This is a genomic window from Streptomyces griseus subsp. griseus (assembly GCF_000720255.1).
Lineage (GTDB): Bacteria > Actinomycetota > Actinomycetes > Streptomycetales > Streptomycetaceae > Streptomyces > Streptomyces griseus_I.
The window spans coordinates 19,450-36,547 of record NZ_JOJE01000014.1; the positions used below are offsets into that span (position 1 = coordinate 19,450).

Below are 17,098 nucleotides of genomic sequence, written 5' to 3' on the forward strand. Positions count from 1 at the left end.
ACCCCACCCACTGTCCCGCACCAGTGAGGAACGCAGATGAAGAAGTACTCGGCACCCCTGGCTGCCGCGCTGACGGCCGCGCTCGGCGTCGGCGGCACATCATCCGCGGTGGCCGTCACCGGCACCGAGCCCCCGCCCTCCGCCGTACGGGCCGCCGCCGCGCCCGCCGCCCTGCGGCTGATGCCGTTGGGCGACTCCATCACCTGGGGCGTCGGCAGCCCGTCAGGGAACGGCTACCGGAGCTTCCTGTGGAACCAGCTGACGGCCGGGGGGCACGCCCTGGACCTCGTCGGCTCGGGCCGGGGCGGCACCATGTCCGACCCGGACAACGAAGGCCACTCCGGCTGGCGGATCGACCAGATAGCCGGCATCGCGGACAGCGTGCTGGCCCGTTACCGCCCGAACGTGGTCACCCTGGAGATCGGTACCAACGACCTGAACGGCAACTACCAGATCCCGACCGCCCCCGACCGGCTCCGCGCGCTCATCGACCGGATCACCCGCGCCGCCCCCGACGCCACCGTCCTCGTCGGCACCGTGATCGTCTCCACCAGCGCCACCGAGGAGGCCAACCGGCCCGCGTTCAACGCCAAGCTCCCCGGCATCGTCCAGGCCGCGCAGGCCGCCGGCAAGCACGTACGCCTGGTGGACATGAGCGCTCTGACCAGAGCGGACCTGGCCGACTCCCTGCACCCCAACGACAACGGCTACCGCAAGATGGCGGACGCCTTCAACGCCGGGGTCCAGGCCGCGGACGCGGCAGGCTGGATCAAGTCTCCGGTTTCCGTGGGCGGCCAGGTGCGCTCCGGAATCGCCGGTAAGTGCCTGGACGTCAACGGCGGCGACAGCGCCAACGGCACCGCGGCGGACATCCGGTCCTGCAACGGCTCGGACGCTCAGCTCTGGTCTGCGCCTCCCGACGGCACCCTGCGGGCCCTCGGGAAGTGCCTCGACGCCACCGGCCGTAGTACCGCCAACGGCACCAAGATCGGGATCTGGGACTGCAACGGCGGCGCCAACCAGCAGTGGCAGGCCTACAGCGGTGGTTACCGCAACCCGGTCTCCGGCCGCTGTCTCGACGTTCCCGGCTCGTCCGCCACCGACGGTACGCAGCTGGTCCTGTGGGACTGCAACGGCGGCGCCAACCAGCAGTGGACCACCCTGCCGGTCACCTCGGCTCCATGACCTGACTCGTGCCCTTGGCGGCCGCCGGATGACAGCGGCCGACCTCAGGTGAGGTGACCGGCACCAACTCCCGCGCCCGGCGGCACGACGGCTGTCGCCGGACGCGGGAGTTGGCATGCCCTCAGGGCGTCTGACCAGCAGAAACATGGGATGGATTAGGCCCTGATTCCTGAAGGCGCACCTATTGACACCGCATAGAGGCTGTGGGATCACTATGCGACATGGGATGTCTAAGAGTTCTCTGTTGTGCTCTCGGGCACGCTGACGGGAGCGGTCGACGGCCCACTTCTGCGTCCCTCCGAGCAGAAACGGCACTCTCCGTCCCCTTTCCCCCTCACACCCGAGGAACAGCATGCAGCCTTCATCCGCTCCGTTTCGGAGCCTCGCTCGTGGACCACGCTTATCCGCGGCCGTCGCCGTATGCGTGATGGCACTGCTGACCGTGTTGCTGGAGACCGCGCCGACATGGTCGGCACCAGCAGCTGCGGCACCCCTGGTGAGCTCGGCGTCGGGGCGGTGTCTGGACGTCAAGGGCAACGTCGACACGCCGGGAACGACGTTGGACATCTGGGACTGCAACGGCCAGGTCAATCAGGGGTTCGAGTTCACGTCGGCGGGTGAGCTGAAGGCGATGGGCGGCACCCGGTGCGTGGACACCTACGACGACCGGACGGCTCCGGGAGCCCCGGCGGTCATCCGGGCGTGTGACGGACGGGCGACCCAGACGTGGCGGCAGAACTCCGACGGGTCCGTCACCGGGACCCGGTCCGGCTTGTGCCTGGACGTCAACGGGGCGGGCACGGCCAACGGCACGGCGGTCATCCTCTGGACCTGTAACGGCCAGAGCAACCAGGAGTGGAGCACCTCGACACCTCCACCCACGCCCAGCGGATCGGGTCCGTGCGACATCTACGCCGCGGGCGGTACGCCGTGCGTGGCCGCGCACAGCACGGTGCGGGCGCTCTACGGTTCCTACCGCGGCGCCCTGTACCAGGTCAGGCGTTCCTCGGACAACGCCACCAGGGACATCGCCGTGCTGGCGCCCGGCGGCTTCGCCGACGCGGCGGCGCAGGACGCGTTCTGCGCGGGCACCTCCTGCGTGATCACGGTCGTACGCGACCAGTCCGGACGCGGCAACGACCTGTGGTACCAGGGATCGGCCCAGGTGCCGGGATCGAATCAGAGCAGCCCCGCGAAGGCGACCTCCGAGTCGCTGACCGCCGGGGGTACCAAGGCGTACTCGCTGTACATCAATCCCGGCAACAGCTACTGGCGGGACGGTCACCTGACGGGCGTGCCGACCGGCGCCGCACCCGAAGGGGCGTACATGGTCACCAGCGGCACCCACGTGAACAGCGGCTGCTGCTTCGACTACGGCAACAGCGAGACGACCCGCAAGGCCGACGCCGCCGGGGCGATGGACGCGATCAACTTCGGTACCCAGTGCTGGTTCGGCGGCTGCGCAGGCAGAGGTCCCTGGGTGCAGGCCGATCTCGAGTGGGGTCTGTACCCCGGCGGCAGCCAGTCCTGGAACGGCAACCAGCGGGCCTTCACCAGCAAGTTCGTCACCGCGATGCTGAAGAACAACGGGACATCGAGGTTCGCCCTGAAGGGCGGCAACGCGCAGTCCGGCGGCCTGACCACCCTGTGGGACGGCGGGCTTCCCGGCGGATACAGCCCCATGAAGAAGCAGGGCGCCATCGTGCTGGGGAGCGGCGGCGACTGCTGCAAGCCCGGCGGCGGCGCCAACCTGAGCGCCGGCACCTTCTACGAGGGAGCGATCGTCGCCGGCTATCCCTCCGACGCGACCGACAACGCGGTGCAGGCGAACATCACCGCGGCCGGCTACCGCTGAGCCTTCTTCACCGGTGAGGGGGTGCGGCCCCCGGCATGTGCGCGGCGTCCGGCACGTGTGAAGGACCGCCGCCGGACCAGCCCGCCGCCATGCCTGTGTGCTCCCGCAACTCGACCCAGGAGTCGATCAATCATGCCCATGACCACCGAGAGAGCCGGGCGACCGCAGCCGCCGTCTGCGCTGCCCTCCTTGCGCAGGACCATGGTCCGAGGGCGGACGAGAGCGAGATCCGGCCGTCTGGCGCTGATGGCCGGGATCGTCCTGGCACTGGTGCTGCCGCTGCTGTCGACGGCCACGAGCCAGGCTGCCGCGGGCAAGTCGCTGAGCGTGAACCTGGCGTCGACCCGCGGGCCGTCGACCGGCGTGGGGGAGGGGTTCCTCTACGGCATCAGCGAAGACGGCAGCCGGCCGGCGGACCAGTTCCTCCAGCCGCTGGGGATCAACGCCTTCCGCGGCGGCGGCTGGTTCTCCGGCGGCTGGATCAGGGACGGCTACCAGTACGGCTCGGCCACCCGGGCCGACATCGATTCGATCGTCGCGCAGGCGAAACGCCTCACCCGGCCGCCCTATCACGCGCAGTACCAGGTGCTGGTGAGCGACATCTACGGCGCGAACGGCGGCCAGCCGTCGAACACGAGGTACCCGTGCGACAACGGCGACTGCTCCAACTGGGTGCGCTTCATCGACTCCACGGTGGGGGCGCTGCAGGCTTCGGGGCTCACGTTCTCCTACGACATCTGGAACGAGCCCGACATCTCCGCCTTCTGGACCCGGGGTGTGAACAGCGCCCAGTACTTCCAGATGTGGGACACCGCCTACCGGGAGATCCGGCGCATCGCCCCCGGGGCGCAGATCGTAGGCCCGTCACTAGCGTTCACCCCGGAACGCAACCCGGGTGAATGGCGGACCTGGCTCGCGCACGTCAAGGCGGCCGGGACGGTGCCGGACATGATCGCCAACCACAACGAGGGCGATGTCGACGACCCGGTCACCGTCGCGCGTGCCCTGAACGGCGCCCTGACCGCGGCGGGCATCGGCTCGCTGCCGCTGTCCTCGAACGAGTACCAGCCGGCCGACCGGCAGACCGCCGGGGTGACGGCCTGGTACCTGGCGCGGTTCGCGCAGTCGGGGTACACCAACGCGATGCGCGGCAACTGGGTGTGCTGCGTCACCCCGAACCTGACCGGCGTCCTCACCCAGAGCGGGGGCAGCTGGCAGCCCACCGGCAACTGGTGGGCTCTTCGGGACTACGCCGACATGACCGGCACCCTCGTCGACACCTCCGGCCAGGTCGGCTCGACGGCCATCTCGGCCTCCGAGGACTCCTCCGCCAAGCGAGCGGTGGCGGTCATCGGGGACTCGAACGGGTACACCGGAGCCGCGTCCGTGACCTTCGACGGACTGTCGTCCGTACCCTGGCTGGCGAACGCCGGCAGCGTGCACGTCATCGTGCACCGGATCCCGGACCAGGCGCCGCTCGCAGCGCCACAGACCGTGTACGACCAGAACGTGAGCACCACCGGCGGCTCGATCACGGTGCCGTTCACTTTCCAGGCCTCGCACGACGCGTTCGCCGTCCATCTGACCCCCGCCTCGTCAGGTGGCGGCGGCTTCCCGGACGGCTACCACCAACTCGTGGTCGCCAACGACAACCTCTGCCTGGACGTGTACGGCAACTCCGCCGACCCGGGTGCCGTGATCGACCAGTGGACCTGCAACGGGCAGGGCAACCAGCAGTTCCGCTTCGTGCCCGCCGCGGGCGGCTACGGCGAACTGCGGGCCCAGAACTCCGGCCTGGACGTGGCGGTGGCCGGCAGTTCCACGGCGGCGGGCGTCCCGGACATCGTCCAGCAGGCCCCCGGCGCCGCGGCCAACGGCCTCTGGTTGCCCGTGCGGCAGTCCGACGGGTCCTACGCGTTCCAGAACAAGAACAGCGGTCTGTGCCTGGACGTCTACGGCGCCGGCGGCAACACGGGCCAGCAACTGGACCAGTGGCAGTGCAAGAACACGCCGGGCACCAACCAGGACTTCATCGTCCGCTGATCACCCCGCCATCGGGTCCGGTGGCCGGACCCGCCACAACCGGCCACCGGACACCTCCGACCTGTGAAAGGAACCCACCGTGTCAGCATTCAGACGGCTGTTACGGCGCCTGCGCGCCTCGACGGTCGTGCTCGCGGGCCTCCTCCTGACCGCCGGCGGTATCGTGGGCACGGCCGCCGGGCCGGCCCAGGCCGCCACATCCGTCACGATCAACGGCGCCTCCGGCGGCCGGACCTTCGACGGCGTCGGCGCGATCAGCGGCGGGGGCGGCAACAGCAGACTCCTGATCGATTACCCCGAGCCCCAGCGCGGCCAGATCCTCGACTACCTGTTCCGGCCCGGCTACGGCGCCTCCCTGCAGATGCTCAAAGCGGAGATCGGCGGCGACACCAACTCCACCTCGGGAGCCGAGCCGAGCCACCAGCACACCCGCTCCGACCTGAACTGCGACCGCGGTTACGAATGGTGGCTGATGGAGCAGGCCAAGGCCCGCAACCCCGACATCAAGCTGTACGGGCTCGCCTGGGGCGCGCCCGGCTGGATCGGCGGCGGGAACTTCTGGTCCACCGACATGGTCAACTACGCGCTCTCCTGGCTCGGTTGCGCCAAGAAGCACGGGCTGAGCATCGACTACCTCGGCGGCTGGAACGAGCGCGGCTACAACGTCTCCTGGTACCAGCAGCTGCGCGGCGCGCTCAACAGCAACGGCTACGGCAGCGTCAAGATCGTCGCGGCCGACTCGGACTGGGGGGTGGCCAACGACATCAACTCCAACCCGTCGTTCGCCTCCGCGGTGAGCGCCATCGGCACGCACTATCCCTGCGGCTACCGGTCGGCCCAGACCAACTGCTCGGTTCCGTCGGCCGCCCTGGCTTCCGGCAAGCCCCTCTGGGCGAGCGAGAACGGCTCGGACGACTACAACGGGGGAGCGCAGGCCGTGGCCCGCGGCATCAACCGCGGGTACATCGACGGACGGATGACCGCCTACCTCAACTGGCCGGTGGTCGCCGCGCTCACCCCCAACCTGCCGTACCCCACGATGGGTCTCGCCCTGGCCTCGCAGCCGTGGTCCGGCGCCTACTCGATCGGCAAGAACGCCTGGGTGATGGCGCACACCAGCCAGTTCACCGCGCCGGGGTGGCGTTACCTCGACTCCTCCAGCGGCTACATCGGCGGCAACCGCGCCAACGGAAGCTACGTATCGCTGAAGTCCCCCAACAACTCCGACTACTCCACGGTCATCGAGACCATGGACGCCGGCGGCGCACAGACGCTGGACTTCAACGTCACCGGGGGGCTGTCCACCAGGACCGTCCACGTCTGGTCCACCGACGTCAGGTCCAACAACCCGGCCGACCACTTCGTGCACGCCACCGACATCACCCCGTCCGGCAGCACCTTCAGCCTGACCGTACAGCCCGGGCGCATGTACACCCTGACCACCACGACCGGACAGGGCAAGGGCACCGCCACCGGTCCTGCCAAGGCTCCGCTGAAGCTGCCGTACAGCGACTCCTTCGACGGCAACGCCGCCGGTAGCGAGGCGAAGTACCTCATGGACTGGCAGGGCGCCTTCGAGGCGGTGGGCTGCGGCGGCGGCCGCAGCGGCATGTGCGTGCGCCAGATGAGCCCGCAGAAGCCGATCACCTGGGACTCGCTGACCGATCCGCACGCCCTGCTCGGTGACGTGAGCTGGGGCAACTACACGCTCTCGTCGGACGTGCTGCTCGAACAGCCCGGATACGTCGAACTGATCGGCCGTGCTGGCGGGCACGACTACGACCGCGGGGGAGGACAGAACGCCTACCGTCTGCGGGTGAGCGACACCGGGGCCTGGTCGATCCTGAACTCCAACACCAACGGCACCGTCTCCACCCTGGCCCGCGGCACGACCGCCGCGCTGGGCACCAACCGGTGGCACAGCCTGGGCCTCACCTTCTCCGGCACCACGATCACCGCGGTCGTCGACGGTGCCACGGTCGGTTCAGCGAACGACAGCACCTGGGCGGCCGGGCAGATCGGCTACGGGACCAGCCAGGGCGAGACGGCTCAGTTCGACAACCTGTCCATCACCCCCGGCAGCGGCGGGGACAACGGCGGGACGACCGGCGCGATCGTCGGGGCCGCCTCCGGCCGGTGCGTGGACGTGCCGAACCAGTCGCACACGGCCGGCACCCAGGTGGCGCTGTGGGACTGCAACGGCGGCAGCAACCAGCAGTGGACGAACACCTCGGCCGGTGAACTGCGGGTCTACGGCAGTGACTGCCTGGACGCGGCCGGCCAGGGCACCAGCCCCGGCACCAAGGTGGACATCTGGAACTGCACCGGCGGCAGCAACCAGAAGTGGACGCTCCACGCCGACGGCACCATCACCGGAGTCCAGTCCGGCCTGTGCCTGGACGCCACCGGCGCGGGAACGGCCAACGGCACCCTGCTGCAGCTGTGGACCTGCAACGGCAGCGACAACCAGAAGTGGACGCGCGACTGATGCGGTGGCCGGCCGACAACCGCCGGCCCCCGCACGACCTCCGTCATCCCCCCGAGAGGCCCCCCTCCATGTCTTCCTCCTCCCTGCCGCTGAGCCGACGCAGACTGCTGGCGGCGGCCGGCGCGGCCTCGGCCCTCGGCCTGCTGCGGTTCGCCCCCGAGGCCGCCGCGACCGACGGCCCCGGAAGCTACACCGCGAGCTGGTCCTCCGTGGACCAGCACCCCCCGGCTCCGGCCTGGTTCCAGGACGCCAAGTTCGGCATCTACTACCACTGGGGCGCCTTCAGCGTCCCCGCGTTCGGCAACGAGTGGTATCCGCGCAACATGTACATCGGCGGCTCCAACGAGAACCGGCACCACATCGCCACCTACGGCGACCCCTCGGCCTGGCCATACCACAACTTCATTGACGGCGCCCGCGACAAGGCCGGCAACTACGTGCAGTTCGCCCCCAAACTCGCCTCCCAGGGCGGCAAGTTCGACCCGGACGCCTGGGCGCGGCTGTTCAAGGCCGCGGGCGCCAGGTTCGCCGGACCGGTCGCCGAACACCACGACGGCTTCTCCATGTGGAACAGCCACGCCAACCCGTGGAACTCGGTCCAGCGCGGCCCCAGACTCGACCTCGTGGGGCTGCACGCCCAGGCCATCCGCGGGCAGGGGCTGAAGTTCATGGCCTCGCTGCACCACGCCTACAACTTCAACGGCTACTACGACCACGTGCCGTCCCAGTCCGACCCCACGCTCCGCACCCTCTACGGGCAGCTGGGCCCGGCGGCGGAGAACAAACTCTGGTACGACAAGCTGGTCGAGGTCATCGACGGTTACCAGCCGGACCTGGTCTGGCAGGACTTCGCCCTGGACCGGGTGCAGGAGTCCTACCGGCTCCAGTTCCTCGCGCACTACTACAACCAGGCAGTCGCGTGGAACAAGGACGTGGTCGCGACCTACAAGGACGGCCTCAACAACAAGGGCGAGGTCTTCGACTTCGAGCGGGGCGGCCCGGCAGGGCTGCTCACCCCCTACTGGCTGACCGACGACAGCATCTCCTCCTCCAGCTGGTGCTACACGGTGGGCATCGGCTACTACTCGACGCAGGCACTGCTGCACTCGCTGATCGACCGGGTCAGCAAGGGCGGCAGCATGCTGCTGAACATCGCTCCGATGGCCGACGGCACCATCCCCTCCGGGCAGCAGTCGATCCTGCTCGCCATGGGCGACTGGCTCGGCCGCTTCGGAGAAGCGGTCTACGGCACCCGCTCCTGGGCCAGTTACGGCGAGGGCCCGACCAAGATGGGCGGAGGCTCGTTCAGCGGACCGGTGGCCGGCAAGCCGCAGGACGTCCGGTTCACCCGCAGCCGGGACAACAAGGTCCTCTACGCCACCGCGCTGGGCTGGCAGGGCGGCACTATGACCATCGCGACGCTGAACTCGAACCAGATCAACCTCAGCAGTCTGACGCGCGCGCAACTGCTGGACAACACCGCCGGCACCTACATCGACCTGCCCGCCCCCACCCAGGACGCCTCCGGCCTGCGCCTCACCATGCCCTCGTCCAACCCGCCGTTCAACGCCCTGGCGTACACCGTGAAGCTCACCTTCTCCGGTGAGATCCCCGTCCTGGGCGCGCCGGGCGGTTCCACGACCTGGGTCAGGATCGCCAACGCGACCAGCGGACTGGTGCTCGACAGCGGGGGCAACGTCGCCTCCGGATCCAACCTCAAGCAGTGGAACTACGACGGGAGCACCAACCTGCAGTGGCAGCTGATCGCCCTCGGCAACGGCTACTACCGCATCGTGAACCGCACCAACGGCATGGTCGCCGACAGTTACGGCAACTCCGCCAACGGCGCTCCCGCCCGCCAGCAGGCGTGGAACGGCGGCAACAACCAGCAGTGGTCGCTGAGCAGCCTCGGCAACAACCGCTACCAGATCGTCAATCGCGGCACCGGCACCGCTCTCGACGGGAGCGGCAGCACCGCGGCCGGCTCGACCACGGTGCTGTGGACGCCCAACTCCAGCACCAACAACGCATGGACCATCACCGCCGTCTGAACACCGGCGCTCCCTGTCCCACCCCCGAGCACGGAAGAAGGAGAGCATGAAACGCAAACCGCTCTTAATGTCCCTCGTGGCCGCGCTGCTTCTCGTCCTGACAAGCGCGGGCACGTCCTTCAGCAGCGGCCTCGGCGCACCCGCGTCGGCCGCGAGGAGTGCCGCCGCGGCGAGTGCCGGCTGCGGCAAGGCCCCGGCGCTGACGAGTGGTAACCACACGATTCAGAGCGGCGGCCAGAACCGCAGTTACATCCTGCGGGTCCCCGCCGGCTACGACAACAACCACCCGTACCGGCTGATTTTCGGTTTCCACTGGCGGGGCGGTACGGCCAACGACGTCGACTCGGGTGGTACGGACGGGTACAACTGGTCGTACTACGGCCTGAGGCGCCTGGCGGACAACGCGAACAACAGCACGATCTTCGTCGCGCCCCAGGGGAACGGCAACGGCTGGGCCAACCCCGGCGGCCAGGACCTGGCCTTCGTCGACGCCATGGTCAACCAGATCGAGGCCGGCCTGTGCGTCGACACCACCCAGTTGTTCGCCGGCGGCTTCAGCTACGGCGGCGGGATGTCGTACGCCCTCGCCTGCTCCCGGGCGACGGTCTTCCGCGCGGTCGCGGTCTACTCCGGCGCGAACCTCAGCGGGTGCAACGGCGGCACTCAGCCCATCGCCTACATGGGTCTGCACGGCCTCAGGGACAACGTGCTGCCCATCTCGCTGGGACGGGAACTGCGTGACACCTTCGTCCGGAACAACGGCTGCACCCGGCAGAACCCGCCCGAGCCGGCCAACGGAAGCCTGACGCACATCATCACCACCTACTCCGGATGCAGGTCCGGATACCCGGTCGTCTGGGCCGCGTTCGACGGAGCGGGCCACGACCCCGGTCCCATCGACGGCTCCACCGGTGACGGCTGGCGCACCTGGACGTCGGCGGCGGTGTGGCAGTTCTTCACCCAGTTCGGCTCGGACACGACACCGCCGACGCCCCAGCCCTCCGGCAACCAGAAGATCGTCGGCCAGCAGTCGGGGCGCTGCGTCGACATCAACGCCTCCACCACGACCAACGGCACGCAGGCGCAACTGTGGGACTGCAACGGCGGCTCCAACCAGCGGTGGACCCACAGCACCGGAAAGCAGCTCATGGTCTACGGCAACAAGTGCCTCGGCGTAGGCCAGGCGGCGGGCAACGGCACCCCGGCGGCGATCTGGGACTGCAACGGTCAGGCGGACCAGCAGTGGAACGTCAATCCCGACGGCACGATCACAGCAGCGCAGTCGGGGCTCTGCCTGGACGCCGTCGGCCAGGGGAGCGGCAACGGGACGAAGATCCAGCTGTGGAGTTGCACGGGCGGTGCGAACCAGCACTGGCGCCTGGAGAACTGATGCCAGGACGCCGTTGCTCACGTCCAGCACCTTGACGAACTGCCGACTCCGGCATCCCCGACGCTCCGTCGGGTATGCCGGAGTCGGGACGGCGTCCGTCCGGAAGAACGACGCACTGTGCCCACCGGACTGGACCGGCCACCTGGCCCGCCGTGCGTCTGACCGGCAGGGCCCCGTTCGTAGGCGGGCTCCCTGTGACAGCGGGAGAAACCCTGGCGGCCACCGGGAAGGCGGGACTATGAGAGGCCGCGGGGATGGGCGGTTTCAGGTCGAGGTTCGAACGTGAAATACATGCTCAGACAGTGAGGTTCGCCCTCGCCATCGAGGAAGCCCCATGAAACATCGACGATGCGAAGCTTCCGGAGCGTGTCACTGTGTAGGACGCCGGGCGGCGAGAAGGGTTGCTTCCGGCTGGCCACCGGGCGGCCGTCACCCCCTGCACGAGTGACGGTTCCCGATGTCGTACCACCTCAAGGCGCCTGGCCACCGGGCGGCCGTCACCCTCAAGGTCCGGTCACAGAATCGGCCGGAGGGGTTGCCGCCGGTCAGGCGGATTCGAGGATCGGGCGGACCTCGACGGTCTCCGGGGTGGGGAGGCTCCTGGCCAGTTCGAGGGCTTCCGCGCGGTCGGCCACCTCGACGATGAACCAGCCGCCGAGGGTCTCCTCGCCGGCGTGTGCGGGTCCGTCGGTCACCGTCGATGTCCCGTTGGCCGTGGTGCGCACGGTCGCGGGAGCGGTGTGTTCGGTCTCCAGGGCTTCCCCGCCGACCAGTTTCCCGGCCGCGGCGAGGCTACCGATCCAGCCTTCGTATTCCTTGCGGTAGGCGGCCCGATCGGCCTGGATCCGGCGGCGCGACTCGTCCGTCTCGAAGATCGCGAGTGCGTATTTCATGGAACTTCCTCTCCAGACGCCGTGCGGGCGACTGCTGTTGACGGCAGGTGAAAGGGGGGCGGGTCTGTTCAGGTGGCGCCCCCGCCGGAGCGATGCGGGGGGTTCCCCGCGCCTGTACCGCAGGTACAGGTCCTCGGATGAGGACGGCGCCAGCCGGGGCAGGGAGCGGCGGTGCTCAGAGCGCGGGGCTCGCGGCGGCGGCCGGCATGTTCTCGATGAGGTCGGCGGCGCGCGGGGTGCCGTCCTCAGCTCGCGCGGCGGCCTGCAACTGCTTGGAACCGACCATCGCGATGTGGGCGCGGCGACGGAGCATGGGCGATCACTCGTTTCTGGCGCGGGACGGATGCGGGCGGTGTGGCGAGGACGCGGTGTCAGGGCTGGTCGATCTGCGCGGCGGCCTCCTCCAGGTCGGCGACCGTCCCCGACATGATCGTCCGTACATGCCTGGTGATGGACTGCAGGGGCCAGTCCCACCACGCCAGGGCGAGGAGCCGGGCGATGTCCGCAGCCTCGTAACGGGTGCGGATGAGCCGGGCCGGGTTGCCACCGACGATGCCGTAGTCGGGGACGTCTCCGGTGACCACGGCGCCGGCGGCGATGATCGCGCCGTGACCGATGCGCACACCGGGCATGACCGTGGCGCCGTGGCCGAACCACACGTCGTTGCCGACGACCGTGTCGCCTCGGCCGGGCAGGTCGGTGATCAGGTCGAAGTGCTCCGCCCAGGAGCCCCCCATGGTGGGGAACGGAAAGGTGGAAGGACCGTCCATGCGGTGGTTGGCGCCGTTCATGATGAACCGGGTGCCTGTCCCCAGCGCGCAGTACTTGCCGATGACAAGCCGCTCGGGACCGTAGTGGTAGAGAACGTTGCGCGTCTCGAACGCGGTCGGGGCGTCCGGATCGTCGTAGTAGGAGAAGTCACCGACTTCGATCAGCGGCGACTTCACCAGCGGCTTGAGCAGAACCACGCGCGGGTGCTCGGGCATCGGGTGGAGCACGGTGGGGTCAGCGGGAACGGGCGGCATCGTGGAGGCGGTTCCTCTCTGGTGGACCTGGGGCGTCACCCTGGCGGGTACTGGGAGGTGTCAACGGCTGTTCGCGGATGCCACGTTCGAGGTGGTGACCGCATCTGGATCGGTGGCACGTTGCGGCGCCACGGAGCCTTCCGCGGGCTTGGCCCTCGCCAGCCACAGGCCGGTGAACACGGCGGTGGCCAAAGTGACCGTGCCGGCAGCGAGGAAGGCGCTGTTGAGGCCGGTCTCGAAGGAGGCGCCGCCGGATTGCCGGGTGCGGACGATGGCTCCGAGTAGCGCCACGCCGAGCACCGCGCCGATCTGCCGGGTGGTGCTGCTGATGCCTGATGCGAGGCCGCCTTCCTGCGGGCTGACCGCTTGGATGGCGGCTCCCGTCAGTGGGGACATGGTCAGGGCGAAGCCGGTGCCGACGACTCCCAGCCGCCACCACACGTTCCCGTAGGGGGTGTCGGCGTGCACCATGCCGAGCGCCAGCAGTCCCAGGCCGGCCAGGACCAGGCCGGTGGTCACCACGATGCGGAAGCCGTACCGGGCGGCGAGCCGGCCCGCGTACGGGCTGACGATCACCATGGCGAGGGATACCGGCAGGGTCTGCAGACCGGCGCGCAGGATCGAGCTGCCCTGGACGTACACGAAGAACTGGGAGAAGAAGAACGACGAACCCATGAGCGCGAACCCCACCACGACCATGGCGGTGTTGGACACGGTGAACAGGCGCTGCCGGAACAGCCGCAGCGGCAGCATCGGCGCGGAACGACGCGCTTCGACGGCGGCGAAGGCGACGAGGAGGATCACCGCGGCGGTGAAGCTGCCCAGGATCACCGGCGACGTCCAGCCGCGGGTACCACCCTCGATCAGCCCGTAGGTCAGCACCCCCACCCCAAGAACGGACAGCGCCGTTCCCGGGATATCGATGGCGGGGGCGCTCGGATTGCGGGTCTCTTCGAGGCTGCGCCCACCGACCAGCAGGAGGACCACGCCGATGGGCAGATTCACCAGGAAGATGGCGGGCCAGCCGAAGGCATCCGTCAGCACGCCGCCGGCCACGGGGCCCGCGGCCAGACCGATTCCGCTGAATCCGGCCCACATCCCGATCGCCTTGATTCGTTCCTGCGGCGCGGGACAGGCGGCGGCGAGCAGGGCGAGCGAGGCAGGGCTCAGCGCCGCGGCCCCGACGCCCTGCAGCACCCGGCCGGCGATGAGCCAGCCGAGCGAGGGCGCGAGGCTGCACAGCAGCGACGCGGCGGTGAACACCGCCACGCCGGTCAGGTAGACCCGCTTGCGACCGAACCGGTCGGCGAAGACACCGCCGGACAGCAGCAGCATGGCGACCAGCAGTACGTACGCGTCGACGATCCATTGCAGACCGGTCAGCTGAGTGTGCAGCCGGTGCTGCATATCGGGCAGCGCCGCTCCAACGATCGTGTTGTCGAGCAGGACCATGAACTGGCCCAGGCAGGTCACCGTGAGCAGCACAGCCCGGTTCGATCGACTGCCTACGGTCGCATGCGATGCAGCCATGGGGATCCCCCTCCATCGGTAGTTGCGCCCGGTCACGGTCGACGCGGGTGGCGATACAGCCGAGTACCCTAAAGCAGTCAGCGACTGCGTTTAGCGACTATAAGGAGGGTCCCTCGCTAACGCAAGTTCTGACTGCGTTAAGGTGGGCGGCATGAACGAGCGACAGCGAGCCCGGCGGCCCGGCGGGCGCAGCGCCCGCGTCGGCGCGCAGGTGCACCAGGCCGTCACCGAACTGATCAGTGAGCGCGGCTACGGCAACTTCACCGTCGGCGAGGTCGCAGCCCGCGCGGGCGTGGCCGACAGCAGCATCTACCGCCGGTGGGGCAACCTGGAAACCCTGCTCACCGACGTGGCGCTCACCCGCCTCAACACGCGGTCGCCGATGCCCGACACCGGGAGTTTGGCCGGCGACCTGCGCACTTACGCGGCCCAAGTGGCCCGCGAGATCACCGGGCCCGACGGTCCGGCGGTGCTGCACCTGGCCGTCGCCCTGTCGAGCAGCGGTCAGCAGGGCCTGCAGGCTGGTGCCGACCTCCGCGCCGAACGCACCCGCCAACTGCAGTCCATGCTCGATCGCGCCCGCGACCGTGGCGAGCACGCACCCGACGCGTTCGACGTGCTGGACCACATCCTGGCCCCGATGTACATCCGCGTCCTGTTCGGCATGGGCCCGCTCACCCCGGACTACATCGACGGGCTGGTCGACCGACTGCTGTGACCTCAGCCCGGTTCCCGCGATCAGCCCTCGGACGCGGTGCCAGGGCTCCGTCAGGTGCTCGCCCACACTCGCCCGGCCGGCTCAGGCATCCGGCCCTTGACTGGCTCACGCGGCCCGGCTGAATCCGTCGGTCGGCGGGCCGTCACCGCGCGGATGCGCTCATCAGCTGTGCCATTGGCACAGTCAATGGCGTGACAGTTGAGCCAGTGGGCCCGGAGGTGGTTATCTTTGTCCTATCCATGTACTCGAGGCGGGCGTAGCGCCGGACGGCGACGAGGCCGGGTCCGGACCGCGGTGCCTTCGTCCTGCCTGCTTGTCGTCCGCCACCCGGGACGACCGCGAGCAGGACGCGAACCACCACAAGGGGGCGGCGCACCGCCGTGAAGAGCATGTTCGTGGCTCCGGACCCGGGGCGCTTGAGGTTGCGGAACGCTACCCGCGCCGTCATCGGTGTCGCCGCCGCCTTCGCCGTTTCCGACCTCTGCGGGCTATCGCTCACCGCATCGATCACCGGAGGGCTCGCGGCACTGCTCGCCCTCTTCACGGTCACCGATGCGACCGTCCGGGACCAGCGGATCACCACCGCCCTGCTTCCCTTGGCCGGATTCCCCGTGCTGGCGCTTGCCGCCACACTGCACGGCATCACCCCGGCCCGTGACGCCGCGTTCCTGGCCGTCGTCTTCTGTGGGGTCTATGCCCGCCGCTGGGGCCCGCGGGGCCACGCGCTCGGGATCTTCGCGTTCATGAACTTCTTCATCACGCAGTTCCTGCACGCGGGTGCCGCGCAGCTGCCCGAGCTGTACACCGCCGAGGGTCTCGCCCTCTTCGCGGCCGGCGTCACACGCTTCGTGCTCTGGCCCATCGAGCGTCAGACCGCACCTTCGGCAGCCCCGCCGGTCCTGCCCGGCATCGGATTGGCGCGGCCCACCACCCGGCAGGCATTCCAGGCCACTGCTGCCTCGGCTCTCGCGCTTTTTGTCGGGCAGCTGCTCTCCGAAGAGCGCTGGTACTGGGCCGTCGGTACTTGCTGGTGGATCTTCGTCAACACGGCTTCTCGCGGCGAAACCCTGGTCCGCGGCTTCCGCCGGGTCCTCGGAACCGTGATCGGTATCGCCGTCGGCCTGCTGGTCGCCATCCCGCTGCATGGCGCGCCCGCGCCGACGGCCGCCCTGGTTGCCGTCTGTGTCTTCGGCATCTTCTACACCGCCGCCGTCTCGTATTCCTGGATGATGCTGGCAGTGACGGTCATGGTCAGCTTGCTGTACGGCCTGCTGGGCGTGCTGGACCCCAGCCTGCTCGGGCTCCGCCTTGCGGAGACTGGTGTGGGCGCGCTGTGCGCCGCGCTGGCCGTGGCCCTCGTCCTGCCGGTCACCACGCACGCCACGAACGACGCCTGGATCCAGCGGGCACTGCACTGCGTCCACGCGGCCACCGCCGAAGCGACCGCTCGCCTCGCTGGAGACCCGAAGGGTGACCCTGCCCCGCACGCCGCCGAACTGGACCTGCTGCTCGGCCGGGTACGGATGGCACTCGCCCCGTTGATGCACCCCTTGACTCCCTTCCGTGCTCGGAAGGCCCGCGCCCGCCAGGTCATTGAGCTGCTTGACGACTGCGCCCGCGAAGTGCGGGGTCTGGTGTCCGTTGCCGCCGATCCTGTCGCGTCGCACGACGCCCGTCTGGCCGCTGCGTGCTGGCGCGTCGAGGCAGCGGTGGAAGCACTCACTGTCAGCGAATCGAGGCGCAGGCGAGTGGCGTCCGCCGGCTGCGAGATGCCTCAGCACGACGAGGCGGAGTCGGCCCTCGTATATCTGCGCGGCTTGGAGAAGGCCCTGTCTGAGCTGGCGATGCCGCTCGGGTCGTCTCGCCCTCCACTTGTCCGTCCGTGAACGGGAGGAAGAGTGTCGAACCAGGGTGCGGCGC

At 69.4% G+C, this 17,098-nt stretch carries 12 protein-coding genes; 8 read left to right on the forward strand and 4 right to left on the reverse strand.

The genetic code is table 11. From position 1 onward, the window contains the following. Positions 1 to 36 precede the first annotated feature (36 nt). The 6 genes from IG99_RS20310 (at position 37) to IG99_RS20335 (ending at position 11,012) form a co-directional block, all read left to right on the forward strand. Entirely contained in the window at positions 37 to 1,185 is a 1,149-nt protein-coding gene (locus tag IG99_RS20310; protein ID WP_037675995.1) for an SGNH/GDSL hydrolase family protein, read from the forward strand. 427 nt (positions 1,186 to 1,612) lie between these two features. Then, positions 1,613 to 3,040 (forward strand): arabinofuranosidase catalytic domain-containing protein, encoded by a 1,428-nt coding sequence (locus IG99_RS20315; protein ID WP_037675996.1) that lies wholly within the window; start codon positions 1,613 to 1,615, stop codon positions 3,038 to 3,040. Positions 3,041 to 3,241: 201 nt separating this feature from the next. Then, the gene (locus IG99_RS20320; protein WP_051865668.1) at positions 3,242 to 5,083 is read left to right on the forward strand and encodes an RICIN domain-containing protein; all 1,842 of its coding nucleotides are present in this window, start codon (positions 3,242 to 3,244) and stop codon (positions 5,081 to 5,083) included. A gap of 79 nt (positions 5,084 to 5,162) precedes the next feature. Next, complete coding sequence (locus IG99_RS20325) at positions 5,163 to 7,571, forward strand: ricin-type beta-trefoil lectin domain protein (RefSeq protein ID WP_037675999.1); 2,409 nt, start codon at positions 5,163 to 5,165, stop codon at positions 7,569 to 7,571. Between the two features lie 68 nt (positions 7,572 to 7,639). Then, positions 7,640 to 9,622, forward strand: coding sequence for an alpha-L-fucosidase (locus IG99_RS20330; protein WP_037676203.1), 1,983 nt, complete (start codon positions 7,640 to 7,642; stop codon positions 9,620 to 9,622). Between the two features lie 67 nt (positions 9,623 to 9,689). Further along, complete coding sequence (locus IG99_RS20335) at positions 9,690 to 11,012, forward strand: ricin-type beta-trefoil lectin domain protein (protein WP_037676000.1); 1,323 nt, start codon at positions 9,690 to 9,692, stop codon at positions 11,010 to 11,012. A gap of 545 nt (positions 11,013 to 11,557) precedes the next feature. Here IG99_RS20335 and IG99_RS20340 read toward each other — a convergent pair. The 4 genes from IG99_RS20340 to IG99_RS20350 all read right to left on the reverse strand — a co-directional run bounded on the left by IG99_RS20340 (position 11,558) and on the right by IG99_RS20350 (position 14,460). After that, the gene (locus tag IG99_RS20340; RefSeq protein WP_037676001.1) at positions 11,558 to 11,905 is read right to left on the reverse strand and encodes a YciI family protein; all 348 of its coding nucleotides are present in this window, start codon (positions 11,903 to 11,905) and stop codon (positions 11,558 to 11,560) included. A gap of 175 nt (positions 11,906 to 12,080) precedes the next feature. Next, positions 12,081 to 12,218 (reverse strand): hypothetical protein, encoded by a 138-nt coding sequence (locus IG99_RS48795; protein ID WP_158973211.1) that lies wholly within the window; start codon positions 12,216 to 12,218, stop codon positions 12,081 to 12,083. Positions 12,219 to 12,276: 58 nt separating this feature from the next. Further along, a complete protein-coding gene (locus IG99_RS20345; protein WP_037676003.1) occupies positions 12,277 to 12,930 on the reverse strand; it encodes a CatB-related O-acetyltransferase in 654 nt (217 codons plus the stop codon). A 60-nt stretch (positions 12,931 to 12,990) separates the two neighbouring features. Beyond that, on the reverse strand, positions 12,991 to 14,460 hold the full coding sequence (locus IG99_RS20350; protein WP_037676005.1) for an MFS transporter: 1,470 nt from the start codon (positions 14,458 to 14,460) through the stop codon (positions 12,991 to 12,993). Positions 14,461 to 14,611: 151 nt separating this feature from the next. On the opposite strand from IG99_RS20350, the gene IG99_RS20355 reads away from it, so the two are divergent. Both IG99_RS20355 and IG99_RS20360 read left to right on the forward strand, forming a co-directional pair. Further along, complete coding sequence (locus IG99_RS20355; RefSeq protein ID WP_037676007.1) at positions 14,612 to 15,178, forward strand: TetR/AcrR family transcriptional regulator; 567 nt, start codon at positions 14,612 to 14,614, stop codon at positions 15,176 to 15,178. A gap of 389 nt (positions 15,179 to 15,567) precedes the next feature. Next, the gene (locus tag IG99_RS20360) at positions 15,568 to 17,064 is read left to right on the forward strand and encodes an FUSC family protein (RefSeq protein WP_037676205.1); all 1,497 of its coding nucleotides are present in this window, start codon (positions 15,568 to 15,570) and stop codon (positions 17,062 to 17,064) included. Positions 17,065 to 17,098: the final 34 nt, after the last annotated feature.